The sequence below is a fragment of the Nocardiopsis coralli genome, assembly GCF_014892575.1.
Classification (GTDB): domain Bacteria; phylum Actinomycetota; class Actinomycetes; order Streptosporangiales; family Streptosporangiaceae; genus Nocardiopsis; species Nocardiopsis coralli.
Genome location: NZ_JADBGI010000007.1, coordinates 63670 through 88322, shown reverse-complemented (window position 1 = coordinate 88322; position 24653 = coordinate 63670). Strand labels below are relative to the sequence as shown.

At 68.3% G+C, this 24653-nt stretch carries 18 protein-coding genes and 4 tRNA genes; 8 read left to right on the top strand and 14 right to left on the bottom strand.

The window, feature by feature from the left end:
* Nucleotides 1-15 precede the first annotated feature (15 nt).
* Nucleotides 16-858: an aminotransferase class IV gene (locus IDM40_RS09640; protein WP_193121599.1), complete on the bottom strand. Its 843-nt coding sequence runs from the start codon at nucleotides 856-858 to the stop codon at nucleotides 16-18.
* Between the two features lie 383 nt (nucleotides 859-1241).
* Between IDM40_RS09640 and IDM40_RS09635 the strand changes: the two genes are divergently transcribed.
* The 5 genes from IDM40_RS09635 to IDM40_RS09615 all read left to right on the top strand — a co-directional run bounded on the left by IDM40_RS09635 (nucleotide 1242) and on the right by IDM40_RS09615 (nucleotide 2346).
* A complete protein-coding gene (locus tag IDM40_RS09635) occupies nucleotides 1242-1670 on the top strand; it encodes a roadblock/LC7 domain-containing protein (RefSeq protein ID WP_193121598.1) in 429 nt (142 codons plus the stop codon).
* A gap of 226 nt (nucleotides 1671-1896) precedes the next feature.
* Nucleotides 1897-1969, top strand: a tRNA-Gly gene (locus tag IDM40_RS09630).
* 77 nt (nucleotides 1970-2046) lie between these two features.
* Nucleotides 2047-2119: transfer RNA gene (locus IDM40_RS09625), tRNA-Gly, on the top strand.
* A gap of 51 nt (nucleotides 2120-2170) precedes the next feature.
* A tRNA-Cys gene (locus tag IDM40_RS09620) sits at nucleotides 2171-2245 on the top strand.
* 24 nt (nucleotides 2246-2269) lie between these two features.
* Nucleotides 2270-2346, top strand: a tRNA-Val gene (locus IDM40_RS09615).
* Between the two features lie 111 nt (nucleotides 2347-2457).
* Here the strand turns inward: IDM40_RS09615 and IDM40_RS09610 are convergent.
* The 8 genes from IDM40_RS09610 to IDM40_RS09575 form a co-directional block, all read right to left on the bottom strand.
* Nucleotides 2458-4374, bottom strand: a complete 1917-nt coding sequence (locus IDM40_RS09610; protein ID WP_193121597.1) for a PfkB family carbohydrate kinase — start codon at nucleotides 4372-4374, stop codon at nucleotides 2458-2460.
* Nucleotides 4371-5582, bottom strand: coding sequence for an AGE family epimerase/isomerase (locus tag IDM40_RS09605; protein ID WP_193121760.1), 1212 nt, complete (start codon nucleotides 5580-5582; stop codon nucleotides 4371-4373). The genes IDM40_RS09610 and IDM40_RS09605 overlap by 4 nt, the downstream gene beginning before the upstream one ends.
* A 5-nt stretch (nucleotides 5583-5587) precedes the next feature.
* On the bottom strand, nucleotides 5588-8128 hold the full coding sequence (locus IDM40_RS09600; RefSeq protein WP_407939951.1) for a glycoside hydrolase family 2 protein: 2541 nt from the start codon (nucleotides 8126-8128) through the stop codon (nucleotides 5588-5590).
* Nucleotides 8125-9024, bottom strand: coding sequence for a carbohydrate ABC transporter permease (locus IDM40_RS09595; RefSeq protein WP_193121595.1), 900 nt, complete (start codon nucleotides 9022-9024; stop codon nucleotides 8125-8127). The genes IDM40_RS09600 and IDM40_RS09595 overlap by 4 nt, the downstream gene beginning before the upstream one ends.
* The gene (locus tag IDM40_RS09590) at nucleotides 9021-9959 is read right to left on the bottom strand and encodes a carbohydrate ABC transporter permease (protein ID WP_193121594.1); all 939 of its coding nucleotides are present in this window, start codon (nucleotides 9957-9959) and stop codon (nucleotides 9021-9023) included. Before IDM40_RS09590 ends, IDM40_RS09595 begins: the two co-directional genes overlap by 4 nt.
* Before the next feature lie 60 nt (nucleotides 9960-10019).
* The gene (locus tag IDM40_RS09585; RefSeq protein WP_193121593.1) at nucleotides 10020-11309 is read right to left on the bottom strand and encodes an ABC transporter substrate-binding protein; all 1290 of its coding nucleotides are present in this window, start codon (nucleotides 11307-11309) and stop codon (nucleotides 10020-10022) included.
* A gap of 207 nt (nucleotides 11310-11516) precedes the next feature.
* On the bottom strand, nucleotides 11517-12539 hold the full coding sequence (locus tag IDM40_RS09580; RefSeq protein ID WP_193121592.1) for a LacI family DNA-binding transcriptional regulator: 1023 nt from the start codon (nucleotides 12537-12539) through the stop codon (nucleotides 11517-11519).
* A gap of 202 nt (nucleotides 12540-12741) precedes the next feature.
* A complete protein-coding gene (locus IDM40_RS09575) occupies nucleotides 12742-13743 on the bottom strand; it encodes a glycoside hydrolase family 5 protein (RefSeq protein WP_193121591.1) in 1002 nt (333 codons plus the stop codon).
* Nucleotides 13744-14698: 955 nt separating this feature from the next.
* On the opposite strand from IDM40_RS09575, the gene IDM40_RS09570 reads away from it, so the two are divergent.
* Nucleotides 14699-16297: a BCCT family transporter gene (locus tag IDM40_RS09570; RefSeq protein ID WP_216630556.1), complete on the top strand. Its 1599-nt coding sequence runs from the start codon at nucleotides 14699-14701 to the stop codon at nucleotides 16295-16297.
* Nucleotides 16298-16339: 42 nt separating this feature from the next.
* Here IDM40_RS09570 and IDM40_RS09565 read toward each other — a convergent pair whose 3' ends face one another.
* Nucleotides 16340-17770 carry an MFS transporter gene (locus tag IDM40_RS09565; RefSeq protein ID WP_193121590.1) on the bottom strand — a complete coding sequence of 477 codons (1431 nt, stop codon included), beginning with the start codon at nucleotides 17768-17770 and terminating at the stop codon, nucleotides 16340-16342.
* A 105-nt stretch (nucleotides 17771-17875) separates the two neighbouring features.
* Between IDM40_RS09565 and IDM40_RS09560 the strand changes: the two genes are divergently transcribed.
* Together IDM40_RS09560 and IDM40_RS09555 are read left to right on the top strand one after the other, a co-directional pair.
* Nucleotides 17876-18787 carry a LysR family transcriptional regulator gene (locus IDM40_RS09560; protein ID WP_193121589.1) on the top strand — a complete coding sequence of 304 codons (912 nt, stop codon included), beginning with the start codon at nucleotides 17876-17878 and terminating at the stop codon, nucleotides 18785-18787.
* A gap of 45 nt (nucleotides 18788-18832) precedes the next feature.
* Entirely contained in the window at nucleotides 18833-19414 is a 582-nt protein-coding gene (locus IDM40_RS09555; protein ID WP_193121588.1) for a GNAT family N-acetyltransferase, read from the top strand.
* A gap of 156 nt (nucleotides 19415-19570) precedes the next feature.
* On the opposite strand, the gene IDM40_RS09550 is transcribed toward IDM40_RS09555, so the two are convergent.
* The 4 genes from IDM40_RS09550 to IDM40_RS09535 form a co-directional block, all read right to left on the bottom strand.
* Nucleotides 19571-20479, bottom strand: a complete 909-nt coding sequence (locus IDM40_RS09550) for a carbohydrate ABC transporter permease (RefSeq protein ID WP_193121587.1) — start codon at nucleotides 20477-20479, stop codon at nucleotides 19571-19573.
* Nucleotide 20480: 1 nt separating this feature from the next.
* Nucleotides 20481-21410 carry a carbohydrate ABC transporter permease gene (locus IDM40_RS09545; RefSeq protein ID WP_193121586.1) on the bottom strand — a complete coding sequence of 310 codons (930 nt, stop codon included), beginning with the start codon at nucleotides 21408-21410 and terminating at the stop codon, nucleotides 20481-20483.
* A complete protein-coding gene (locus tag IDM40_RS09540; protein ID WP_193121585.1) occupies nucleotides 21407-22762 on the bottom strand; it encodes an extracellular solute-binding protein in 1356 nt (451 codons plus the stop codon). The genes IDM40_RS09545 and IDM40_RS09540 overlap by 4 nt, the downstream gene beginning before the upstream one ends.
* 63 nt (nucleotides 22763-22825) lie before the next feature.
* Nucleotides 22826-24646: a glycoside hydrolase family 2 protein gene (locus IDM40_RS09535; RefSeq protein ID WP_193121584.1), complete on the bottom strand. Its 1821-nt coding sequence runs from the start codon at nucleotides 24644-24646 to the stop codon at nucleotides 22826-22828.
* Between the last annotated feature and the right edge of the window lie 7 nt (nucleotides 24647-24653).

Here is a 24653-nt window from a genome sequence, read left to right as displayed (position 1 = left end):
TGTCCTGGGGCGTGATCAGGGGTCGATGTCGGCGGCGGCGCGCTCCGCGAAGACCTCACGGGCCTTGCGCGAGACCGGGCCCGGCTCCGCGGAGACCTGGCGGCCGTCGATGTGCAGGATCGGCTGGACGTCGCGCCCCGTGGAGGTCAGGAACACCTCGGTGACCTCCGGCAGGCGCTCCATCGGCACGTCCGCCTCCTCGGCGCCGTACCACTCCAGGACCAACTCACGCGTGATCCCCGCCAGGGGCCCGGCCGACAGCGGCGGGGTGACCAGGCGACCGTCCAGGACCACGAAGACGTTGCTGCCCGTGCCCTCGCACAGGTTCCCGCTCACGTTCGGGAAGACCGCCTCGCTCCCTCCCCGTGCGCGCGCGTACGCGAGGGCGCGCACGTTGTCGGCGTAGGAGGTCGTCTTCAGGCCGGCCAGCGCCCCGAACTCGTTGCGGGGCCACGGGGAGAGCACCACGTCGGAGTGGTCGGGGATGTTCGGGAACGGCGCCAGGGCCACGATCGCGGTCTGCTCACCCGGCGTGCGGTCCGAACCGAGCGGGCCGGTGCCGTCGGTGACCGTGATGCGCACACGCGCGTCGTTCAGTTCCGGGTTGGCGGCGACCGCGCGGGACACCCCGTCGGCGATCAGGTCGAGATCGGGCTCGGCCATGCCCAGCCCCTCGGCCGAGCGCGCGAGCCGCTTCAGGTGGCGGGTCAGGGCGAAGGGCCGCCCGTCCGTGGCCCGCACGGTCTCGAAGACGCCGTCGCCCACCGTGATGCCGTGGTCCAGGACCGGCACACGGGCCTCGGCCTGGTCCACGACCGCGCCGCGGCCGAAACCCGCACCTGCGATCCACACCTTCATTGCACAGCCCTCCATCGGTCGTCCGCACTGGTCGAAGCGGTCGGGGCACGATCCTCCCACTGCGGCCGGCGTACCCGGCCCGGCAGGGACCCCCGCCCCTACCCGCAGCACCGCGACCCTGGCAAGGGCCGTGTCCGGCACCGGCCGCGGTTGCGGGCCCCGGTTCCACTTTCCCCGAACGTCCCCACTGGTCAGGGGCGCGGGTGCCCCGGATCGCCCGCCCCTGCGGTGTTGTGGGCCGCGCGCGGATAAGTTACGAATGACTATCATCCGGGCAACGCTTACGCGGGGACAGTGGAAACCGACCGGTGATGCCCCTCCACACCGGGCACGCTCCCCTGCGCGACCCACCACGCCCGCCCACGGACAGAGCGAAGAGAGACATGACCCCACCGAGCACCACCCGCGGAGAACTGAGCTGGCTCCTGGACGACCTGCTCACCCGCGCCCCCGGGACCCAGCACGCCGTCGTCCTGTCCACCGACGGCCTCCTCATGGCGACCTCGAGCGGGCTGGACCGCTCGGCCGCCGAACACCTGTCGGCGATCGCCTCGGGGCTGCACAGCCTCGCGGGCGGGGCCAGCAAGCAGTTCTCCGCCGGCAACATCCGTCAGAGCATCATCGAGATGGACGAGGCCTTCCTGTTCGTCGCCGCCGCGGGGGACGGCGCCTGCATGGCGTTGATGTCGGACTCCGACAGCGACGTGGGCCTGATCGCCTACGAGATGAACAAGGTGATCGAGCGGGTCGGCCAGTACCTGTCCGCTCCCCCTCGTCCCGACATGCCCTCGTCCGCGCACGCGGAGAACTGACACGGGCGGCGCATCCGGGGCGGGCCGCGGTGGGGCCGCCCCGGCCTCGGTCCACGGCCGCCCGGCAGGGCCCGTGGGCCTCGCGCACCCCCTACGGGGGGCGGCAGAGCCCGCACGAGGGCCTCCACAGCTCCGATTTCGCACTCGGGCCACGTATCCGCTAGAGTTCTAAACGCAGCGAACGGGGCGGACAGCCGCCAGGCGGAAGGCCCCGAACACTCGCCGCGCGGACGTAGCTCAGCTGGTAGAGCATCACCTTGCCAAGGTGAGGGTCGCGGGTTCGAATCCCGTCGTCCGCTCGGGACCGACCGGTCCAAGCGCTCCACGAGAGCGTGTAACCTGGTCGGGACGCAGGAAACCACAGCGTTTCCCGCACGCGGACGTGGCTCAGCTGGTAGAGCATCACCTTGCCAAGGTGAGGGTCGCGGGTTCGAATCCCGTCGTCCGCTCGAAGAGGCCCGCATGGGGGTCGGCCACCGGTTCCCCGGCGAGTTTCACTGGCCGGAGTGTCCGAGTGGCTTAGGTAAGGGACTGCAAATCCCTGCACACGGGTTCGATTCCCGTCTCCGGCTCCATGTTTCCTCATCACCCTCCGATGAGGGCGGTTAGCTCAGTTGGTTAGAGCGCTACCTTGACACGGTAGAGGTCACAGGTTCGAATCCTGTATCGCCCACCATCACGTTCTCAGGCCAGAGCCTTCGGCTCTGGCCTGAGTCATGTCCGGTCCATGTGGGAGAACCAGGGACCGGGCGGGCCCGCGCACCCACCCGATCCCCGCTCCGCGCCCTCAGGCCCCGAAGCAATCATCACCCGCGTGCTCCGGGGGCGGGCTCAGGAGGAGATAGGCCTCGCTCACCACCTGGGCAGCCGGTTTGCCGTACACGCAGTAATCTCCGTTCAGCGATGCCTCTTCTTCGGGATACAGCCGCGCGGGCCAGTCCCAGAGGAAGAACCCGGAGACCCACGAACGCTCGGCGCACGCGGAGAACATCTCCGCAAGGTAGTCAGCCTGCTCGGCACCGGACGGAAGACCGACCAGACTCCAGTCGTTCGGACGCGCGGCCGAACCGGAACGGCTCGGACAGCCCGCCTCGAGAAAGACGAACGGCTTGTTCTCACGGGCGACAACCCGCTCGATCCGGTCCAGATTCTCCTGCCACGCCCCGGAGGGGTAGTAGCCGGAGGAGCCGATGACGTCGACCGCATCCCACCAGGTGAGGCGGTCCTCCTGGTACTTGTCGCAGTTGTAGGTCACCAACCCCGGGTAGATCGTGCGCACCCGCCGCACCAGTTCACGCCATTGCGCCTCGCGGGAATCCGCGCGGACCATCTCACATCCGACGCAGAACATCTCGACGCCTTCCTCAGCTGCGATGCGGGCGTGGTGTTCGATGAAGCGGGTGTAGGAGTCGAACCACTCCTCCCACGAGGGTTCGCCAGGAACCGGATCGTCGAAGAAACCTATGTGGGCGCGCCAAGTGCCGTCGGCACAGTCGACCACGGGCTTGAGACAGACCTTCCAGCCGCGCTCACGCGCGCCTCGGATCGCCTCGCGCACTTCCTCGTCGGAAACGGTCGGCTCCCGCTCGAACCGGATCCGCGTGGACTGAGCAGTCTCCTGCAGCGCCGTGTAGGAGACTGCCACCCAGTTGACCGAGGCGAGTTCGGCGAGCCGGTCCATGGACTCACGTGCGGCGGGGTCCGCCCAGCTTCCACGCACGCCCGTCCACCCCCAGGTCATCCCGGCGACCGGGCCCCCTGGAAGCGGTGGAGGACTGACAGGCCCCAGCGCCGCGGCCAATTCTTCCCGGTCCGGCGGGTCGGCGCCGGCGCGCGAGACCGTGACCGAGGCGGCTGCCGCGGCCACACGCACAGCCCTGCGTACGGCGGCGTCCGAGAGTTCGCGCAAGCGTCTGTCCCCTTCGGGCCCCCGCACACCCATCCCGTCGAGAGCGGCGAGCAGTGTCCCGCAGAAGGTGTCCCCGGCGCCGATCGTGTCCACGACCCGCACCCGGCGTCCCTCGACCTCGAATTCCGTGCCGTTCGGGCGCAGGACACTGGCCGCCCGGCCTCCGCGCGTGACCACGACGAGCCCAGGCCCCCACTCCACCCACTGGCGCGCGACCTCCATGGGATCGCTCCCGGGGCGAAACCAGGCCAGGTCCTCATCACTGACCTTGACCACGTCCGCGAGTGCCACGAGCTCCTCGATACGGCCCCGGGTGGAGGCCGCGTCCCTCATGAGGGCCGGGCGGATGTTGGGGTCCAGGCTGATGACGGCCTGAGAACGGGCCCTGCGCAGCGTGTCACGTACCGCTTCGGCCCCCGGAGAGAGTGTGATCCCCACAGAACCGACGTGCACCGTGTCCGCGCCGGCCAGATCAGCCCCATCCACGTCCCAGAGCAGATCGAACCCGTACACGGCCCCGCCGACGGAGTCCAGAGTCACCTCTGCGGTCGACGTGCGCCCGTTCTCAGGGCATGACGCGCTCACACGCGCGCCCGATTCTTCCAGCCAAGCCCGGAGCCTCGCCCCGCGCGGGTCCTCCGCCAGAGAGGTCACGAACCTGCAGTCCCTACCCAACCGCCCGATAGCGACCGCGACGTTGGCCGGGCTGCCCCCGCAGTACTCCCGTTCCGTCCCGTCAGGATGCCGCACGATGTCGACGAGGGCCTCGCCCATCACCAATATGTGCCCGGTCATCCGATCACCTTCCCCTCGGCCACGGCCGTGGCCAACGACGGTGTGAGCGGCGCGCGTGGCAGCAGGGTGGCCTGGACAGCGTGGTACAGGTCGGGTTTGCCGGGCCACACATCGGATGCCGGACGGTTGGACGGGTCCAACTGGTGATGCCAGGAGCCGTGGTCGCGGTCCACGAAGTAGGCGCAGATGTACTCCCACCAGGTGCCGTAGTGTTTCGCGAAACGCGGCTCACCGGTGACTCTGTACAGTGCGCTCGCGGCTGAGAGCGCCTCCGCCGCCACCCAGTGCATGCGGTCGCGCACCACCGGGCGCCCCTCCCAGTCCGTGGTGTACACGAACCCCGGTGCGCCGTCGACGTGCCATCCGTCCGCGACAGCACGGTCGAAGAGAACCACCGGGGTCTTGCCCGGATCGATCCCCGAGGCGGCGGCCAGTTCCACGAGCAGGCGGGCCCACTCGAACCCGTGGCCGACGGTCGCGCCGAACGGTTTGAACGGGTCATCGGGGTGATCGCGGTTGAGGTCGAGTCGTACGCACCAGTTCTCGTCGAAGTGTTCGGGGAGGCGAGCGTCGTGCTCAGCCGCGAGGTCGGACACGAACTCCACGACGCGGCGAGCGCGCTCGCGCCAGACGGGTTCACCGAGTGTGTCCGCCACAGCGAGCATCGCCTCGACCGCGTGCATGTTCGCGTTGAGACCACGGTACGGGTCGAGGTGCGTCCAGGTCCGGTCCCAGTGATCGACGCTCCGGCCGGACTCGGAGCTCCAGAACCGTTCGAGGAACACGGTCGTCGCCTCTTGGAGCAGCCTTTGGGCTTCGGGAAGGCCGGCGCGGGTCGCACTGGATGCGGCGAGCATGACGAAGGCGTGGTCGTAGGCGGATTTGCCTTCCTCCACGAAAGGCGCCCCGTCAGCTCCGACCGCGTGGAACCATCCCCCGTGGACGGGATCGTGCAGACGGTCCGTGAGACCCGCGAGAGCCCCCTCGGCGATCCTGCGCGCCTCGGGTGCCCCCGAGAGGAGCCCCAGGCTGTACACGTGCACGGTCCGTGCGGTTATCCACGTGTACACGGGGCGCTCGAGGTCCGGGGCTCCGGCGGAATCGAGGTAGGCGGCACCACCATCCGGGTGCACGATGCGGGAACCGAAGGGCAGGAGCGCTCGGTATTCCTGTTCCAGAAGGGATCGGTGCGCGGCCCGATCGATCATCTCGCTCACCGGGCAGGTCCTTCCTCCGTCACCAGGTCGTTGAGCGACCTCAGCACGTTCCGGTCCGACAGCATGTCCGGGTCCGCGTCGCTCGGCATCCGGACGTGGAAGGTCGTGCTCTCCCCCGGCAACAGGTCGACCATCATCCGGTCCACCACGGCCTCCGGGTGCACACGATCGACCAGCAGGGCCAGGTCGCGCACCAAGTTCACTGCGGTGACGTGCACGTGCGCGGTGTCCTCGGCCGTGGAGACCGACACGTTCAGTTCGGCTGCCTCGAGCCCGGACTCCCGGGGCTCCACGAAATACCAGGCGGCGGACGACTCGTCGAGGTGCGCGGCGACCACCTCTCGTGAGGGGTTCCGGGGCGAGACCACGTTCTCAGGCAGTTCGACGGTGTCGGTCGCCCTGGCGGCAACACAGACCGACACCTTGGCCGTGTCCAGCTCGGTTCCGTCGAAGTCGAGACGGCGCAGAACGAGATCACCGGACCAGGAGCGGTCATCGTCGTTGACCACGACCGCGGCCAGGCCTGTGTCGACCCCATCGCGCGGCTGGATCGTCAAGAGACGGTCGGCGAACGCGTGCTGCATTGCGTAGAAAAGAGGTTTCCGTCGGCCGTCGCCGTCCACGGCCGCCCACGACGTGACGGGCCAACAGTCGTTGAGCTGCCAGACGACAGCCCCCATGCACCGCGGTGTCCAGGAACGCAGGTGCTCCAGGGCAACACGGACCGCAGTCGCCTGGTTCCAGGACATCGCCCAGTGCCAGTCGTCCATGTCGTCCGGCAGCGGAACGTGGGACACGAGCCCGTCGGTCAGCTTGTTGTTGCCCTCCATGGCCTTCTGGTGGGTCTGCATACCGGGGGACTCCGGCGTGAGCGGGTCGTCCCCGATCGCCCGGGTCAGCGTGGACCACGTCGGCGGGCCCTGCCAGCCGAACTCGGCCATGAAACGCGGAACGGTGTCACGGTAGTGCGGCCAGTCCTGCCTGTTCCACACCTCCCACGAGTGCATGGACCCATGGTCGGGGTCGTTGGCGTCACGGTCCATGTCGATAGGTGAATCCCCGGACCAGGGGCTCGAAGGGGTGTACTCCCGACCCGGGTCGAGTTCGGCCACGACGGCCGGCAACAGGCGCTCGTAGTAGTCCAGCCCCCACGACTTGCCGTCCAGACGCTTGAGGAAACCCCACGCACGCATGCCCCAGATGTTCTCGTTGCTGCCGTTCCACAGCACCAGAGCGGGGTGTCTCATGAGGCGGGACACGTTGTCGCAGGCCTCGGCCTCGACCTCACCGCGCAGGGGTTCGTTCTCGCTGTAGGCGGCACAGGCGAAGGCGAAGTCCTGCCACACGAGGATGCCGCGCTCGTCACACAGGTCGTAGAAGTCGTCGGACTCGTAGATCCCCCCGCCCCACACGCGCAGGAGGTTCATGTTGGCGGCCTCGGCCTGGGCGATGCGGTCCGCGTGGCGTTCCCGGGTGATCCGCTGGGGGAAGGCATCGTCGGGAATCCAGTTCGCGCCCCGGATCCACACAGGACGGCCGTTGATGACAAAAGTGAACGGCGTGCCATGTTCGTCGGGCGTCGTGTCGAGGCGGACGGTACGGAAGCCGATTCGCCCGTTCCAGCGGTCGTGCTCCTCTCCCTCGGGCGTCGTGACCCTGACCTCGACGTCGTAGAGCGGCTGGTCACCGTGGCTGCGCGGCCACCACAACCTGACGTCCGGAACCTCCAGTGTGACCGCAGCGGAAGACTCCCCCGCTGCGACGGACACCGTTTCCACGGCCTGTGAGCCGTGGCCCGTGAGAACGGCATCCACACACGCATCGCCCGAGATCCCTCGTTCCAGGTCGACTTCGATCGTGACACGGCCGAGCGGGGAGGACGCCCCGTGGTCGAGGCCGGCCTCGACATCGACCACCGGCCGGACCTGCGCAATGCGCACCGTGGACCAGGACTCGAGGTGCAGCGGACGCCAGATGCCGGAGCTCGCGGTATCGATACCCCAGTCCCAGCCGAAGCTGCAGGCCATCTTCCGTATGGCATTGAAGGGATGGTGGTTGACCTGGGGGCGGTAGCCAAGTCTCAGGCTCTGGGCATCGGCATACCGCACCGGAGAGGAGAAACGGACACGGAGTTCGTTCTCACCGGAAACGAGGCCCCCGCGTACATCGAACCGGTAGGTGCGGTGCATGTTCGCGGTGTTGCCCACGAGTGCGCCGTTGAGGCGGATCTCGGCGACGGTGTCGAGGCCGTGGAATACGAGGTCGTGTCGGTCGTGCTCACCGGGCCTCCACCGGAACGTGGTGCGGTACTCCCAGTCGCACTTGCCGATCCACTGCAGCAAGGATTCGTTGTCGTCCAGGAACGGATCGGGGATGAGCCCCGCAGCCATCAGGTCGGTGTGCACACAACCGGGCACCCTTGCGGGCACATCACGGATGGTCATGCTCTCCGGCACTGGTCCGCTGACGGCTGAAAGGGTCCAACCCTCGCTCAACTCAGAGCGGGAGAGGATTTTCGCTGGGGGATGATGCGTCACTTGACTGCTCCTGATGTGAGTCCGCTGTAGATGTGGCGTTGCAGGAAGAGGAAGGCGACCAGGGTCGGGATGATCACCAGGATGGTTCCCGCCGCGACCACCTCCCATTGAGATCCGAATGGCCCCTGGAATCGGAACAGGGACGTCGAAATGACACCGAGATCCTGTGCCGGCATGTAGAGGAAGGGAATGTAGAACTCGTTGTAGACAGCGATCCCCTTGACGATCACCACGGTGGCGATCGCCGGCCTCAGGAGCGGGAATATGACACGGGCGTAGATGGTCAGACGGTTCGCACCATCGATCATCGCCGCCTCGTCCAACGACTTCGGGATCGCCTTCATGAATTGCAGGAAAATATAGATGGCGATGATGTCCGTCCCCATGAACAGGAGGATCGCAGACCATCGGGTATTGAACAGCCCCAGACCAGTGATGATCTGAAACGTGGCGACCTGTGTCGTAACCGCCGGAACGAGGGTTGCCACGAGGAACAACCCGAGGATCAGGCGCCGCCCTCGGAACTCGAAACGGTCGACCGCGTACGCGGTCATGGTCCCGATGATGATGGTTCCGACGAGGGAGACCACGAGAATGATCGAGGTGTTGATGAACCCCTCGATCATGTTTCCACGGGTGAAGGCGGTGACGAAGTTGTCGAAGTTGAACCAACTCGAAGGGGGCTCGAGCGGCCCGGTCGTGCTGTACTCTTCCCGGGTCTTGAACGCGGCCATCAGGAGCGTCATCAGCGGGATCAGCACTACGGCGGTCGCCACGAAAAGGGACGCATACTTCAGTGCCGTCGCGATGGGACCGGCAGCCGAGGCGAGGGATCGTCGAAAGGAAGCCTTTCCATGACGAATTCGCCTCCCGCTCGGCGGGGCCATGGAGCTCATACGAGATCACTCTTGCCTTCCGGAAAAATCATGCGCTGAGCCCAACTGATGAACAGCACGATGCAAAGCAACACGACAGCCATGGCGGATGCGAGTCCGACCTGGGAGAACGTGAAGGCCGTATTGATCGTCTCGATCACGAAGGTGGACGTCTCATTGGCACCTCCGGTCATGATGAACGGTATCTCAAAGACGGACAAAGCTCCTGATATCGCCAGAATCATGGACAGTCCGACGATCTGCTTGATACCGGGGAGAATGATGTAGCGAAACTTCTGCCACGCAGTAGCCCCATCCATGTCCGCTGCTTCGTAGAGTTCCGACGGGATCGACTGGATGGCCCCGAGAAACAGGACAAAATTCAACCCCATGAAACGCCACACAGATGTCATCGCCAGAGCATAGTTGGCGATGGATGGATCACCCAACCAATGCGGCGGATCGTTCACACCAACCAGTGCGACCAAGGCGTCAAGCGTTCCGTCCGGACGGAAAAAATACAGGAACATCAGGCCTATGGCCACACCGTTGAGCAAATAAGGGAAGAACACGACCCCCTTGAAGAGGTTCCGGAAGCGCGTACGGAAACTCAGGATCGTCGCGAAATACAGGGCCAGCGCGAGTTGGATCAGCGCGGCCACCAGATAGTAGATACTGACGAGAAACACCGAGAAGATCTCGGGCTCGGTGAAGATTTTGACGTAATTGTCGAACCCGACGGGATCTTTGGTCTGGTCGAGCCCGTCCCAAGATGTGAAGCTGTACCACACCATGTTGGTGACGGGAACGTAGGTGAACAGCACCAGGAAACCGAGGGGAACCAGAAGGAACAGCCACGGCGTGGCTCTCCAACTGCGGCGCGCCGTTCCGCGTGAGCCCGACACCCGGGGACTCGGCTGCGGGGCCGGCCTGCATCGTTCACGCAAAGCAGCCATGGTCGCTCATTTCTGCTGGCTGTAGCGGGGACCGGGGGGAGCCCCGCTCGATCGGTCCGGTCAGTCCGCCACGGAGGCCCGAGCGTCCCCCCATCGGCTGTTGAGGTCGGCGAAGAAGGCATCCTTGTCCCCGCTTGCGGCCCCACGCGCGGAGTCGATGAGCGACCGCCGGTACTGATCACCGAAGAGGTCGATCTCCGCCTCGTTGTAGATGTCCGAGTCGAGCGACTCCTCTCCCTCAGGAACGGGAGCCATCTCCACCAGCCTTGCGTCCATCTCCTCGAAGCTGACGAGTTCGTCCGGGAGATCGCTCCCGACTGCGACCGGTATACCGCCCTCGTCCTGGGCGAAGTCCGATTCGGTCAAGAACCAGTCGATCCACGCCCGGGCGGCTTCCTTGTTCTCGGAGTGCTGCGAGATGCCGATCTTGTAGTCACCGCCGGACGCCGCCTGGAACGTCCCGTCGTCCTGCCAGGGCATCGGCCAGAAACCGACGTTCTCCTGCGACACCCCCATTTCCTCGGCCGCCTCGTGGAACTGCGGGATCGACCAGGAGCCGAGGACCATGGAACCGATCTCGCCGTCCACCAGGAGGTTCTTGGATTCCTCCCAGTTGGTCGTAGTGGGGTCCGGCTCGGCGAGCCCGGCATCAACGATGTCGTACAACAGGCCGTCGATCGCGTACTGCTCCTGGCCCGGGGTCCAAGGCGCGTCGGAGGCGACACGCTCCTGGACCGATTCGGGGCCCACCACTGCGCCCTGGTTGTTCTGCCACTGGGTCAGCGGCCAGCCGTCCGCGTAGTTGGTGTAGTACGGGATCGCGTCCGTCTCGGCCTCGATCGCCTGCAGCGCGTCGAGGAACTCCTCCTCGGTGGCGGGAGGCTCGGTGACCCCGGCTTGCGCCCAGACGTCCAGGTTGAGCGCGTACCCGGTCACGACCCCGAAGGTCGCCAGACCATAGACCTGCCCTTCGAAGGCCTGCTCGTTCACGTATCGGTAGGCCTCTCCGAGCTCTTCCGCCGAACCGAGCGGCTCGAAGAACTGCGGGAGCTGGTCCTTGGTCATCGAGTCGGGGATCAGGAGGACATCGCCGTAGTCGTTCGTGTTGAGCCGGACCTGGAGATCACCCTCGTAATCGGTGAGCGGTTCGAACTCCACATCGATGTCGGGGTATGTCCGCTGGAACTCCTGGACGTACTCCTGAAACCTGGTGTCGACCACGTCGGTCCGGTTCGTCAGAACCGTGATCGTTCCCGACAGACCTCCCTCACCCCCGTCATCGGGGGAACAGCCGACCGCCACCACAGCAGCGGCCGCCACCACCACGGCAGCCTTCCTTGTCCTCACCATGAGCGCTCCATCTCCCCGGCGCACCTAGCGCACCAGTAACCGGCGTCACACTGCTTTAGCTAAGGACTAGTGAAGCGCTTAAGTTAAATTAAGTACAGGCGTCATGTGTAACAAAACAGTGAAATCCACACGCCGTTGATGGGTCGAGGCACGGGTACGGAACGGTGGCCGCGGCGAACCGGGGGAGGCGCTGTGGCGACCGACGAACTACTGGTCGGTCACACGTCGGGCGATCGTTCCCCTGGTCCGCAGTCGGGGCGTCGAGTCCAGAAAGCTCCCGGGCGCGGCCCCTTCGATGCGATCGAACAGTCGACGGGCCACATGTGCCCCGTACCTGGTCACGTCATGACTGAGGGCCGAGAGCCGTGGAAACGTGGCCTCGCACAGGGGTGAGTCGTCCCAGGCGATCATCGACACCTCCTGCGGCACGCGCATCCCCATCTCGCTCGCCACCCCGAGGCCCGCCACGGCCATGATGTCGTTGTCGTAGATGATCGCGGAGGGCCATTCGCTGTTCGTCAGCAGAGTGCGGGTCGCGCTCGCGCCCTGCACTGCCGTGTAGTCGGTCCGGCAGATGACCCCCTGCGCACCGAGAGCGCCGACCTCGTCCTCGAAAGCACGGTCCCGGATCAGCGTGTGCCCGAAACTCTCCACACCACCCACACGCGCGATGTGACGGTGCCCCATGGCGAACAGGTAACGCACGGATTCGCGCACCGCCGCCGCGTCATCCGTCCAGATGTTGGTGATCCCGCGGGCCAGGGACGTGTCACCCACGACCACAGCCGGCAGGGCGGACTCACCCACGAACAGTCCGAGCCTGGGGTCCTCGTCGCGGGGATCCACGATGATGACACCATCCACCCGTCGTGCGGCCCGCCAGGACTCGTAGGTGCTGATCTCCGTGTCGAGGTCGGGCACGACCTGGAGCATCAGGGCGTAGGAGCGCTTGCTGAGCTCGGACTCGATGCCGGCGAGGAATTGCATGTAGAAGGATTCCACACCGAGCATGCCGGGGTCCCTTGCGAGTACAAGCCCGACCGTCTCGGTGCGTTCACCCGAGAGGGACCGGGCCGCAGAACTGGGATGCCAGCCTAGTTCGGCCGCCACCGAGAGGATTCTGGCCCTGGTCCTTTCGGAGACCCCGGGCCGGTTGTTGAGCGCGTAGGACACCGCCCCTGTGGAGACGCCCGCCTGTCGGGCGATGTCGGCGATCGTGATTCTGGACATGACCCTCCCGTGTACCACCCAGAGCCTACTCACACCGTCTCCCCAAGGTTCCATGCACCGCTTCGCCCTGGGTGCGGCCACATGCCGTGGCCCGGTTCATCACGAGAACACCTCCGGCCGGCATGCGGTTGGGACCCGCACACCGGCCGGAGGGCTTGAACACGGTACGACTCGAACACCGTGCGTCAGTGGGTACTACGTATCAGTCCTGGAACACCGAAGCCGCTTCTGACGTCTCGCGGATGCCGTCGGGGCCGTCGATCAGCCGCTCACCCCAGGCGGTGGGCGAGGAGGCGTCGAAGTCGTTCACCAGGTCGAGGTACTCGACCCCGTCGCCGTTCCCGCTCCAGGACCAGCCGAGCCAACCGATCCCCAGGCGCTGGCTCTCGGCCAGGATGGCATCCTCGTTGACGTCTTCGCCGTAGTGCTGGTCACCGAACTCGCCGACGATCAGGGGCAACCCCGCGTCCACGAAGTCCTCCAGGTAGGAGGTCACCGCATCGGCTTCGCCGTAGACCTCGTACATGTGCACGGAGAAGACGGTGTTCCCGTCCGGATCCGCCTCGGCCACCTCGGGCGCCTCTTCACGCATGGTGTCCGACCAGTCCTGTCCCCAGTTGGGGGCGTCGGCGACGATGGTGTGCTCGTATCCGATGTCGCGGAGTCGCTCGATCGCTGCAGCGGTGTCGTCGGCCCACTCGGAGGCCCGGTCGTTACCAAAGGGCTCGTTGCCGATGTTGACGATCACACGGTCCTCGGTCCCGGCCAGAGTCGGGTACAGCTCCTCCCAGTAGTCGACCGCCTCGTCGAGCGAGACCGCGTCGGGGGCGTCCGCGGTGTCGCCGTAGCCGGTTGTGTCGTGCACTTCGAGCATGCACACGAGTTGGTTGGCGTCACAGCGCTCCACCACATCGGTGACGTCGGAGGGATCGTTCCGTTCCCATTGGTCACCGCTGGAGAGCACCACTCGCACGGAGTTCGCTCCCGTGGACGCGATCCCCTCGAACGAGGACACCTCCTCGGGGTACCAGGCGTGACCGTGGTTGATACCACGCAACACCAGGTCGCTGCCGTCGCTCTCGACGAGACGGCCATCGGAGACATGGATGCCCTGAGCCGCCGTATCGGCCTCCTCCGAGTTGGAGGCCGAGGCCACGGCGGGGGGTACCGCGATGGCCATCGCGGTCAGGACCGCGAAAGCCATGGTTCGCGGATGCGATCGTGGCATGGGACTTCTCATTTCCTGTCGGGTTTCACTGACGTTGACGCGTCCCGAGCAACGTTAAAAGCAGATAAGAACTTACACAAGCTTAACCGCATAATTTTTTCCGAGACAAACCCCCGGACACTCCCCACGCCAGCAGGCGAGAGTCTCACCGCAAGCCCTGTTAACTGCCTTGACCTGCATATTTTTGACATCCAACATGAACCCTTCGGCTTCGCAGGCATCCTATGGCCCTATGAAACTAAAGTAAGCGCTTCATTAACAGATTTCTTCTCTACCACCCAGGCACCCCTCGGACTCCCCGAGCCGATACTCCCCGGGTGATCCAGTGGTTGCTCCTGGACCGGAGGGCTCATCGAGGGACAGACGTGCGGCGACTCCGCCGGCCGGGACGGCCATCGAAACGGGACGGCACGTCATCAGGGTCTCTGAGCAGGTAGAGTCCATGGTCAGCGCCGCCTTGGCCGTACGGGCGCAGCCCGGAGACCGCCACAGGCGCCCGCCCTCTGCAAGGACGAATCGGCCTCATTCGCGTACGAGCTCTCCGGCGTTCGGCCGCCACCGACCACTGCGAGATCCGGTCGTGGCGAGCTGGCCCGGTACCACGCGGGCGTCAAGACACTGCCTTGCCCGATTCCGCTCTGCGGAGTTCCCCTCGGCGCCGTCCACCCCTTCACGAACCCGGCGCCGGTCGTCATCCACACGACCGGCGCTCTGTCATGCATGGCCTCCCGGACCGCACGAAAGGCGAGATACCGGACACACGTACCTGAAACAGACATCAGTACGCACCTCGACCTTCGAAAGGAAGGCCTGTTCGTGAAGCCGAACTTCGACGCACGGACCACCGCGGACCACAGCCCGCTGCCCTACCGGAACCCGTGCGGTGTGAAACCGCCCCGAGCCCTTGCCGTCGCCAGAGAAGAGTCCACCCATGAATGACACCACCACCCGTCACAGACCGGTCGGGGTGGTCTTCTGGGCCTCCCTGGCGATCTCTTCGCTCTTCGTCGTCTGGGGTGTGGCCGCGCCGGACCACCAGATGTCGACGATGAACTCCGCAATCAACTGGGTCACCGCCAACTTCGGCTGGGCCTACCTCGTGCTCCCCCTGTTCCTGCTGGTGCTCCTGATCTGGCTGGCGCTCGGCCGTTACGGGCGCATCCGGCTGGGGGCCGACGACGACCGGCCAGAGTTCCGCACGCACACCTGGATCGCGATGATCATGTGCGCGGTCATGGGCATCGGCCTGGTCTCCTACGGCGTCGCCCAGCCCATCTCCCACTTCGCCGCCCCGCCCCACGACCTGGCCGAGCCGGGAACGCCCGAGGCGGCCGTGCTGGCCCTGCAGTACTCCTTCCACGACTGGGGCCTGCACGCCTGGGTCATCTTCGCGATCTTCGGCCTGGCGCTGGGTTACTCCATCCACCGCAAGAAGCGCCCCGGACTGGTCAGCGCCCTCTTCCGGCCACTGCTGGGCCGCCACGCCGACGGCCCCGCGGGCAAGGCCATCGACATCTTCACGGTCTTCGCGACCCTGTTCGGGACCACCACCTCGCTCGGGTTGGGCGCCCTCCAGATCGACCACGGTCTCAACGTGCTCCTCGGTACGCCGACCGGGACGACCGCGCAGGTGATCATCGTGGTGGTCATCACGGTGCTGTTCAGCCTCTCGGCGGCGTCGGGCGTCAAGCGCGGGATCCGCTACACCAGCGAGATCAACCTGTCCGTCGCCTCGGTGCTGTTCCTGTTCGTGCTCTTCCTCGGCCCGACGGCGTTCCTGGTCTCCCTGTTCCTGGAGTCGCTCGGCCAGTACACGAGCGAGTTCGCCCTGATGAGCCTGCGCGGCCCCGCCTTCGGCGACCTGGAGTGGATGCAGGGCTGGACCTTCTTCATGCTGGCCTGGTGGGTGTCCTGGGGCGCCTTCGTCGGTGTGTTCCTGGCGCGCATCTCGCGCGGGCGTACGATCCGCCAGTTCATCGGGGTCGTGCTCGGCATCCCCAGCCTGGCCTTCTTCGCCTGGTTCTCGGTCTTCGGCGGTTCCGCGATCGAGCTGGACATGAACCACGGGACCGACATCGCCGGCGACACCGCGGCGGAGATCAACAGCGCCTTCTTCTCGACGCTGGCCGAGTTCCCGTTCCCCATGGTCACGGCGGCGCTCGTGGTGATCCTGGCGGTGCTCTTCTTCATCTCCGGCGCCGACGCCAACACCTACGTGCTGGGCATGCTCACCACACACGGCTCCATCAAGCCGCGGATGCCGATCCTGCTGCTGTGGGGCGCCATGACCGGTGCGCTCGCGATCATCCTGCTGCTCTCGGGAGGGCTCGAGGCGCTGCAACAGACCGCGATCGTCAGTTCGGCACCGTTCCTGCTGGTCATCGTGGGTGTGGTCGTGTGCTTCCTGCGCGACCTGCGCGCGACGGAGGGACCCGCCGACGCCGCACCCCGGTGCGCCGACTGCGAGCAGCACGTGCACGCCCGTCCCGAAGGGGACCGGAGCGGTGACGGGGACGGCCACCTCGTCTGACCGCACGGGGTGGTGGGAGGCGCGGGCCTCCCACCACCCCGGTCATCGGTTCCGGGCCTGAGAACGGCGGCCGTCCCGAGTGCGGACGGTGCCGAGGAGCACGATCGCGGCGGCGAGCGCGAAGAAGGCGTACAGGAACGCGGCGGTGCCCAACGCCGTCTCCGCCCCGGCCCCGTAGATCTCGTGCACGGGAGGGTCGCCGTCCGACGGGGCGTACCGGACGGCCAGGACCCCGAGGACCGCGATGCCGGTGCCGCCGCCCAGCGCGAAGGCGCTCTCCTGAACGGCTCCGGCGTCGGCGGTGCGGTCCTGCGGAGCGCTGCTCATGACGGCGTTGGCCCCGATCGCCATGACGACGCCCGACCCCAGGCCGAGAACGGCCGTCCCCACCGTCTCGCCCGTCCCGGGAACGGTGGCGACCGCTAGGAGGCCGACGGCGGCCGTGCCCAGGCCTGCGACGATCACGTGTTGCTGCACGAACCACCGCTGCGCCGCGGGACCGACGAACCCGCCGACCGCCATCGCGGCGGCCAGGGGCAGGAGCACGATCCCGGTCTCCAGGGGCGAGAGGCCGTCCACGGCCTGGTACCGCAGGGTCAGCAGGTAGAGGGTCCCGTTGAAGACCCCCATGGTCACCGCGATCACCACCGCCGCGCTCGCCAACAGCCCCCGGTTCAGCAGGCGGACGTCGAGGAAGGGACGCGGCAGGCGCAGCTGCCTGACCGTGAACAGCGCGGCGGCGACGAGCCCGGCGGCGACCGCCGGGGGACCGAACCACTCGGTGGCGTCCGGCCTGCCCACGCCCTTCAGTCCGGCGATGATCAGCCCGACCGCGGCAGCCGACAGGACCGCGCTCAGCACGTCCGCCACGGGAGGGTCGGGGTTGCTCGATTCCCGCAGCACGACGAGCGCGGCGGCGAGGCAGAGCGACAGGACCGGCACATTGATCCAGAACACCCACGGCCACCCGGCCAGGTCCACGACGGCCCCGCCGATCAGGGGCCCGGAGGCGGCCCCGGCGCTGAAGCCGGCAGTCCAGACCCCATACGCGAGCGCGCGTGAGCGGAGCCCGGGGAACGACACCCGGATGATGGCGACCGTCGCGGCGATCAACAGGGCGGAACCGATGCCCTGCCCGATCCGCGCGGCGATCATCACCGCTCCGTCCGCGGCCAGGCCCGCGAGCAGGGCGCTGACCACGGCCACGACCAGGCCGAGCAGGTAGATGCGTCTGCGGCCGAGGCGGTCGGCCGCCACGGCGCTGGGCACGAGCACGACCCCGACCGCGAGGGCGTAGACGTCGGCGATCCACAGGGTCTGCGCCAAGTCCAGGCCCAGGGCACCGGTCAGGGCGGGCAGTGCGACGGTCACCTTGGTCATGTCCGTGCCGCCGACGAACATCACCGTGCCGAAGAGCGCCAGGGCCCCGTACAGGGTGCGGTCCGGTGAGCGTGGTGGTGCGTCGGTGGTCATGGGATCCGCCCGGGTCGGAGGGAGCAGGGACTCCTTCCAGTCCTAGGGGGCGCAAAGCCTGTCGTCCAGGTTCAATTATTCAGCGAAACCGTGCACCATGGATGCATGATCGATGCCCGCCTGCACCTCCTGGTCGCCGTGTGCGAGTACGGCACCGTCACCGCGGCGGCCGAAGCCCTGTACCGGAGCCCGTCCGGCGTCTCCAAACAGCTCAAGGAACTCGCCGCGGAGCTCGACGTGGACCTCCTCGAACGCCACGGCCGCCGCGTCCGGCTGACCCCGGCCGGCCGGCGCCTGGTCACCCATGCGCGTGCGCTGAACGCCCAGTGGGAGACCGCTCTGAGCGACACGACCGCGGCGGCCCGAGAACTGTGCGGGCCGATCGTGCTCGGGGCTTTCCCCACGGCGATCCCCTCGATCCTCACCCCCGCCGTACTGCGGTTGGCGGCCGAGCACCGGTTGCTGGAGCCCGTGGTCAAGGAGGTCTTCTCCGGCGAGATCCTCACCGCGCTGGAGTCGGGCGCCGTCGACCTGGGCCTGTACGTCGCCGACGAGTCCACCAGCCGTATCGGGGACAGCCACGTGGAGGTCACGGGCCTCTTCGACGACCCGATCGACCTGCTCGTCCCCGAAGGCCACCGGTTCGCCGGCGACGGGCCCGTCCGTCTGGAGGACGCGGCCGAGGAGGAGTGGATCTCGGGCCACGCGCACCAGGACGCCTACATCGAACTGGCCGCGGCCACGCGCGCGATCGGCTACGCGCCCCGTGTGGCCCACTACGTGCAGGAGCTCACGGCCACCACGGCCCTGGTGGCGGCCGGGCTCGGCATCGCCGCGGTCCCCCGGATCGCCGTGACCGTCCCCCACCCCGCGGTGGTCCAGGTCCCCCTGACCGGGGAGCAGGTGCCCCGCCGGAGGATCCTGCTCGCGCTGCGCCGCGGTTCGGGCGACAACCCGCGTGTGGCGGCGGCCGTCGCGGCGCTGCGGGCGAGCCTGCCCGGCCACGGCACCGCGTGAAGCGTCCGCACCGCACATCCCTCCCGGACGTGCGATCGTGGTGCCATGACCATCGACGTACGCCCTGCTTCGGTCTTCGAGGACGTCAGGGCCCTGGTGGGCCCCAAGTCACCGGACGCCAACGTCTGCTGGTGCCTGAGCCACCGCATCCCGTCCAAGCTCAACAACGAGCTCCGCGGGCCGGCCCGGGGCGCCTACGTCGCCGAGCTGTGCCGCAAGGACCCCGCCCCGGGTGTGCTCGCCTACGACGGCGGCGAACCGGTCGGCTGGGCCGGGGTGGCTCCCCGCGCCGACACCTCCTACGCCCGCAGCCGGACCATCCCGCACCTGGACGATCTGCCGGTGTGGTCGCTGTGGTGCATCCGCGTGCGCCCCGGCCACCGCAAGCAGGGGATCTCGCACGCGCTGATCGACGGGGCGGCCGAGTTCGCACGTTCGCACGGGGCACCGGTGCTGGAGGCCTACCCGGTGGACAACGGCGGCGCGAAGGTGGACGCGACCATGGCCTACGTGGGGTTCCGGGAGAACTTCGAACGCGCCGGGTTCGTGCATGCCTCGGACACCACGTCGCGTGTGTCCGGCCACCCGCGTGTGCTGATGCGCAAGGACCTGCGCACCGGGTCGTAGTGACCCGGTGCGCGGCGTCCGGCGGTCGGTCCACGGCGAACCTGCGTCCACGCGCGGACGGTCCCGGTCCGGAAGAGCAGCGGGGGCCGCTGGGAGCCGGTCGATCCGGGGCACGGGGCGTGCCCCGCAGGGCGACCCGGGCGGCCGCCGCCCGGGTCAGCGCCCGCCGAGTCCCGTCGTGGCCACGCTCCGGATGATGTGGCGCTGGAAGAACAGGAAGACGATGATCATCGGGGCCGCGGCCACCATCGACGACGCGAGCTGGGCGGCGTAGAAGGTGCCGTGCGCGTTGAGGATGTTGGGGATCCCCACGGGCAGCGTCATCAGGGCCGGGTCGGTCGTGATGATGAACGGCCACAGGTAGTTGTTCCAGGCGGTGATGAAGACGAAGATCGCCGCGGCCGCCAGGATCGGCCGGGACAGCGGCAGGATCACGCTGGTGAACAACCGCCAGTTCGACGCCCCGTCCATCCGGGCGGCGTCGTCGAGTTCGCGGGGCACGGTGTCGAAGAACCGCTTCAGGATGAACACGATGACCGGCATCACCAGCTGCGGAAGGATGACCGCCGCGTAGGTGTCGACCAGGTTCAGCGCCACCATCTGCTGGAACAGCGGCACGATCAGCAGCTGGGGCGGGACCATGATCGCGCCGACCGTCAGCGCCGCCAGAAGCGCCCGGCCGCGGAACGGCAGGCGCGACATCGCGAAGGCCGCGGGCGCGGAGACGACCAGGGTGAACAGGGTGACCAGCACCGCGACGAGCAGGCTGTTGACCATCCACAGCTGGATGTTGCCCGCCGCGAACAGCGACCGGTACTGCTCCAGGGTGAAGCCGTTCTCGGGCAGGAGCGCGACCGGCAGGGACACCGCGTCCTGCTCGGTCCGCAGGGAGGTGAGCAGGCCCCACACCATCGGTGCCAGCCACAGCACCGTGAGGAGGACCAGCGCCGCGCAGGCGGCCACGGTGGCGGTGCGCCCGCCGCCCAGGATCAGGGCGCGCTGCCGGGCACGGTCGCGGGCGGCCTCGCGCCGGCGGGCCGCGCGGGAGGTGATCTGCACGGTCATGTCAGGCCTTTCTCCGCATGGCGATCCACACCTGGACGGCGGCGATCACGAGCACGATCGCCAGGAAGAGGTACGAGACGGCCGAGCTGTAGCCGATGCGGTAGCCGGTGAAGCCCAGGTCGTAGATGTAGAGCAACAGCGAGCGGGTCGAGTCCCCGGGCCCGCCCATGGTCAGCAGGTAGATCTGGTCGAAGACTTTGAGCGAGGCCAGGACCTGCAGCAGGATCACGACCACGGTGACCGTGCGCAGTTGGGGAAGGGTCACGTAGCGCAGGCGGGCCCAGGCCCCGGCCCCGTCCAGCGCGGCGGCCTCGTAGAGGTGATCGGGCACCGACTGCAGGGCGGCCAGGTACAGCAGGAAGTTGAAGCCGACGGTCCACCACACGGTCGCGGCCGCCACCGACCACATCGCGACGTTCTCGTCGGTGAGCCAGCCCAGGCCGTCCCCGCCGAAGACACCGAGGACCTGGTTGAACAGCCCGAAGTCGTCGTTGTAGAGGTAGTCCCACACCAGGGCGACGGTGGTGACCGGCAGCAGGAACGGCATGAAGAACGCCAGGCGCCACAGCCACTGCCCGGGCAGTCCGGCGTGCACGAGCACCGCCATGGCCAGCGCGATCACGATGAGCGGAACCGTGGTGATCAGCGTGAAGAAGGCCGTGTTGCCGACGGTCTGCCACACGAGCGGGTCGCCCAGCGCCTCGGCGTAGTTGTCCGTGCCGACGAAGTCCCCGCCGGCGCCGTTGAGCGCGAGGTCGGTGAAGCTGATCCACAACCCGCTCAGCAGCGGCCATCCGAGGAACGCCCCGTAGACGAGGACGAACGGAAGCAGGAAGGTCCAACTCGCGTCGGCGATGGCGCGGCGGGCGCGCCGGGGCCGTGCCGCCTCGGGTGTGCGCTGCGGGATCCGGGTCCGGGCCGGGGCGCTCATGAGGTACCTCCGACCGTCGGGTTCTCCCGCACGACCCAGGAGTCCAGCGCCTCGGCCAACTGTTCGACCGCGGCCTCGGGGCCGGCGCCCGTGAGCGCGGTACGCACGGTGTCGGTCATGTCGGTGTGGAAGGTCGACCCGGCGCCCGCGAACCAGGACGGCGGGTCCAGCACAGGGTTCTCGGCCGCTGCGGCGTAGTCGGCCTGCGGGCTGAGCGACAGGTACTCCTCCGACTCCCCGACCGGCCTGTACGCCGGCAGGTGCCCGGCCTCGCCCCACGTCATGCTGTTGCGCAGCATGAGCGCCACGAACTCGTGGGCGGCGCGCACCCGTTCGGGGTCGGGGTCGTTCTGCCGCGGCAGCACGAAGGCGTGCGAGTCGGCGTAACTGCCGGGCTGTTCGAAGACCGTGGGGAAGGGCGCGGCCCCGAGGTTCTCGACGCTGTCCTGGAGGTAGGGCAGCTCCCACTCACCGGTGAGGAGCATGCCGGACCGGCCGTCCGCGAACCCTGCCAGGGCGGTCTGGTAGCTCTGCCCCGCCGGGCTGGTCCCGCCGTCGAAGAGCTCGGCCAGGAGGCGGTAGACGCGCAGGGCGGCGTCGTGGTCGAGCTCGGCGGGCCCGCCCTCGGGCAGGCGCAGTTCGGCGCCGGTCTGGCTGTAGAGGTTCCAGAACAGGCGCCAGCCCTGGGAGTCGTCGTTGACGTAGCCGAAGGAGATGCCGTTGCCGCCGCCGGCCTCGGCCAGCGCGCGGGAGGCCTCGACCAGCTCGCGGTCGGACCGGATGGGGCGCAGCCGGCCGTCGGTGTCGAGCAGCCCGGCCGAGTCGGCCAGTTCCGTGTCGTAGAAGACGATGAAGGGGTGGGTGTCGAGCGGAACGGCGTAGACACCGTCGTCGTACTCGCCGCGCCGCCACAGGTCGGGGACGAAGTCGTCGGGCGTGACACCGAACTCGGCGAGCAGGTCCAGGTCGAAGGGTTCGAGCAGGCCGCCGGGCGCGTAGCCGGGCAGGCGGGACAGGTGCATGATCGCGGTCTCCGGGGCGCGGCCGCCGACGGAGGCCATCGCGAGCTTGGTGTAGTAGGGCGGGCCCCAGGCGAGCGTCGTGGGTTCGATCGCCAGGTGCGGGGCCTGTTCCTCCACCGCGGCGTACATGGTCTCGGCGCGCGCACCGTCGCCGCCCTGGAACAGGCTCCAGAAACGGACGGGGGTGCGGCCCGCGGGCGTTGCACCGCCGGGGGTGCAGCCGGCCGCGGCCGCCCCGAGGGCCAGGGCGCCCCCGCCGAGGAGGATGCTGCGCCGGCTGACGGGGGACGGTGGGCGCGGGGGTGGTTCGGGCACGGGTGAGGAAGGCATGGGGGGCTCCTGGGGGGTGAGGGAGCCCCCGGTCTCCGTGGCCGGTCCGGGGGCTCCGGGCCGTCAGCCGTTGTGGGGGCCGTGCTTCTCGAAGGCGGCGGTGCGCTGCTGGGCCGCGGCGATCCGCGCGACGTCGAGTTTGTCGCCGCGGTCGAAGCGGTAGACGCCGTTGCGCTCCTGGAAGACGTCGGTGAGCTGGGTGTAGCAGTAACCGAACATGTCGGGGTCGTCGAGCAGGACACCGGTCAGCCCGGCGAAGCGCGTGTGGAACTCCTCCTCCGAGGCGGGGTCGGTGCCGTATCCCCAGGAGGCGCCGTCGGCGCGGTGATCGGGGTCCCAGCGGATCCCGCCGAACTCGCTGCAGAAGTAGGGCTGGCCCCGGTAGGGCACGGACCAGTTCTCCCCTCCCGCGGGGTTGACGTAGGGGGCGTCCTCCGCGAGACCGCGCATCTGCTCACGGAACGCCTCGGGGTCCTGCTCGTAGTTGTGGGAGTCGTACACGTCGGTCTCGGGCACCCGGTGGGAGTAGCCGGACGCGTCGACGACCGGGCGCGTGGGGTCCAGGGCCTTGGTCGCGAGGAACATCCCCCGGGTCACGTCGTCGAGACCGGTGATGCGGTCGTGGAGCCGCTGGAAGGTCTCGTTGAGCGGGCACCAGCCGATGATGCTCGGGTGGGAACGGTCGCGTTCGACCGCCTCCAGCCACTGCGTGACGTAGGAGGCGTCGGGGCGCTGGTTGTCCGCGCCGGCCGGGCCCTCCGCCGCGCACCCCCAGTCTCCGAACTCGCCCCAGACCAGGTAGCCGAGCCGGTCGGCGTGGTGGAGGAAGCGTTCCTCGAAGACCTTCTGGTGCAGGCGGGCCCCGTTGAACCCGGCGCGGAGGGCGAGTTCGATGTCGCGGACCAGGGACGCGTCGTCGGGCGCGGTCATCAGCCCGTCGGGGTAGTACCCCTGGTCGAGCACGAGGCGCTGGAAGACCCGCTCGCCGTTGATGAGCACGGCCTTGCCCTCGATGGAGACCGAGCGCAGGCCGACGTAGCTCTCCGCCCGGTCGACGGTCTCCCCGTCGGCGCCGCGCAGTTCCAGGTGGAGCGTGTACAGGTGCGGGTCCTGGGGCGACCAGGGGCGGCGCTGCCGTTCGGGGATCGTGAGCGTGAGCCGGGGCGCGGCCTCGAGCTCGGCACGGACGCCGCCCTCGGCCACCACCGTGCCGTCGGCGTCGGAGAGCACGGCGTGCACGGACAGTCCGCGCCGCGGCTCGGAGATCGGGCACTGCAGGTGGAAGGCGCCGTTGGCCAGGTCCGGTTCGATCACCGGACGGCGCAGGTGCACGTCGGGCACGGGTTCCATCCACACGGTCTGCCAGATCCCCGTGGTGCGGGTGTAGTGGCAGCCGGAGTTGGCGTACCAGGTGGCCTGTTTTCCGCGCGCCTGCACGCCGTGGCGGGTGTCACGGGCGCGCACGACGAGCACGACCTCGTCGCCGGGTCCGGCGACGCCTCCGAGGTCGGCGGTGAAGGGGGTGAAGCCGCCGCGGTGCCGGGCGACCTCGACGCCGTCGGCCCACACGGTGGTGTCGTGGTCGACCGCCTGGAAGTGCAGGAGGACGCGCTTTCCGGCCCACTGCTCGGGGATGCGCACCGTGCGGCGGTACCAGACCGCCTCCATGAAGTCGGTGTCGCCGATCCCGGAGAGCTCCGACTCGGGGCAGAACGGCACGGTGATGGTGCCGGCGAGTTCGGCCTCGCGCAGTCCGCGTTCGAGGCCGGTGTCGGCGCGGTCGATCTCGAAGCCCCAGGTGCCGTTGAGGCAGAGCCAGTCGGGGCGGGTGAACTGCGGCCGGGGATACTCCGGGCGCGGGGGGTCGGTGGGGGGCGTTTCCATCGTTGCT

Coding starts and splice junctions, on each gene's coding strand:
- IDM40_RS09640 (WP_193121599.1), bottom strand. CDS start 858: ATGAAGGTGTGGATCGCAGGTGCGGGTTTCGGCCGCGGCGCGGTCGTG.
- IDM40_RS09635 (WP_193121598.1), top strand. CDS start 1,242: ATGACCCCACCGAGCACCACCCGCGGAGAACTGAGCTGGCTCCTGGAC.
- IDM40_RS09610 (WP_193121597.1), bottom strand. CDS start 4,374: ATGACCGGGCACATATTGGTGATGGGCGAGGCCCTCGTCGACATCGTG.
- IDM40_RS09605 (WP_193121760.1), bottom strand. CDS start 5,582: ATGATCGATCGGGCCGCGCACCGATCCCTTCTGGAACAGGAATACCGA.
- IDM40_RS09595 (WP_193121595.1), bottom strand. CDS start 9,024: ATGAGCTCCATGGCCCCGCCGAGCGGGAGGCGAATTCGTCATGGAAAG.
- IDM40_RS09590 (WP_193121594.1), bottom strand. CDS start 9,959: ATGGCTGCTTTGCGTGAACGATGCAGGCCGGCCCCGCAGCCGAGTCCC.
- IDM40_RS09585 (WP_193121593.1), bottom strand. CDS start 11,309: ATGGTGAGGACAAGGAAGGCTGCCGTGGTGGTGGCGGCCGCTGCTGTG.
- IDM40_RS09580 (WP_193121592.1), bottom strand. CDS start 12,539: ATGTCCAGAATCACGATCGCCGACATCGCCCGACAGGCGGGCGTCTCC.
- IDM40_RS09575 (WP_193121591.1), bottom strand. CDS start 13,743: ATGGCTTTCGCGGTCCTGACCGCGATGGCCATCGCGGTACCCCCCGCC.
- IDM40_RS09570 (WP_216630556.1), top strand. CDS start 14,699: ATGAATGACACCACCACCCGTCACAGACCGGTCGGGGTGGTCTTCTGG.
- IDM40_RS09565 (WP_193121590.1), bottom strand. CDS start 17,770: ATGACCACCGACGCACCACCACGCTCACCGGACCGCACCCTGTACGGG.
- IDM40_RS09560 (WP_193121589.1), top strand. CDS start 17,876: ATGATCGATGCCCGCCTGCACCTCCTGGTCGCCGTGTGCGAGTACGGC.
- IDM40_RS09555 (WP_193121588.1), top strand. CDS start 18,833: ATGACCATCGACGTACGCCCTGCTTCGGTCTTCGAGGACGTCAGGGCC.
- IDM40_RS09550 (WP_193121587.1), bottom strand. CDS start 20,479: ATGACCGTGCAGATCACCTCCCGCGCGGCCCGCCGGCGCGAGGCCGCC.
- IDM40_RS09545 (WP_193121586.1), bottom strand. CDS start 21,410: ATGAGCGCCCCGGCCCGGACCCGGATCCCGCAGCGCACACCCGAGGCG.
- IDM40_RS09540 (WP_193121585.1), bottom strand. CDS start 22,762: ATGCCTTCCTCACCCGTGCCCGAACCACCCCCGCGCCCACCGTCCCCC.
- IDM40_RS09535 (WP_193121584.1), bottom strand. CDS start 24,646: ATGGAAACGCCCCCCACCGACCCCCCGCGCCCGGAGTATCCCCGGCCG.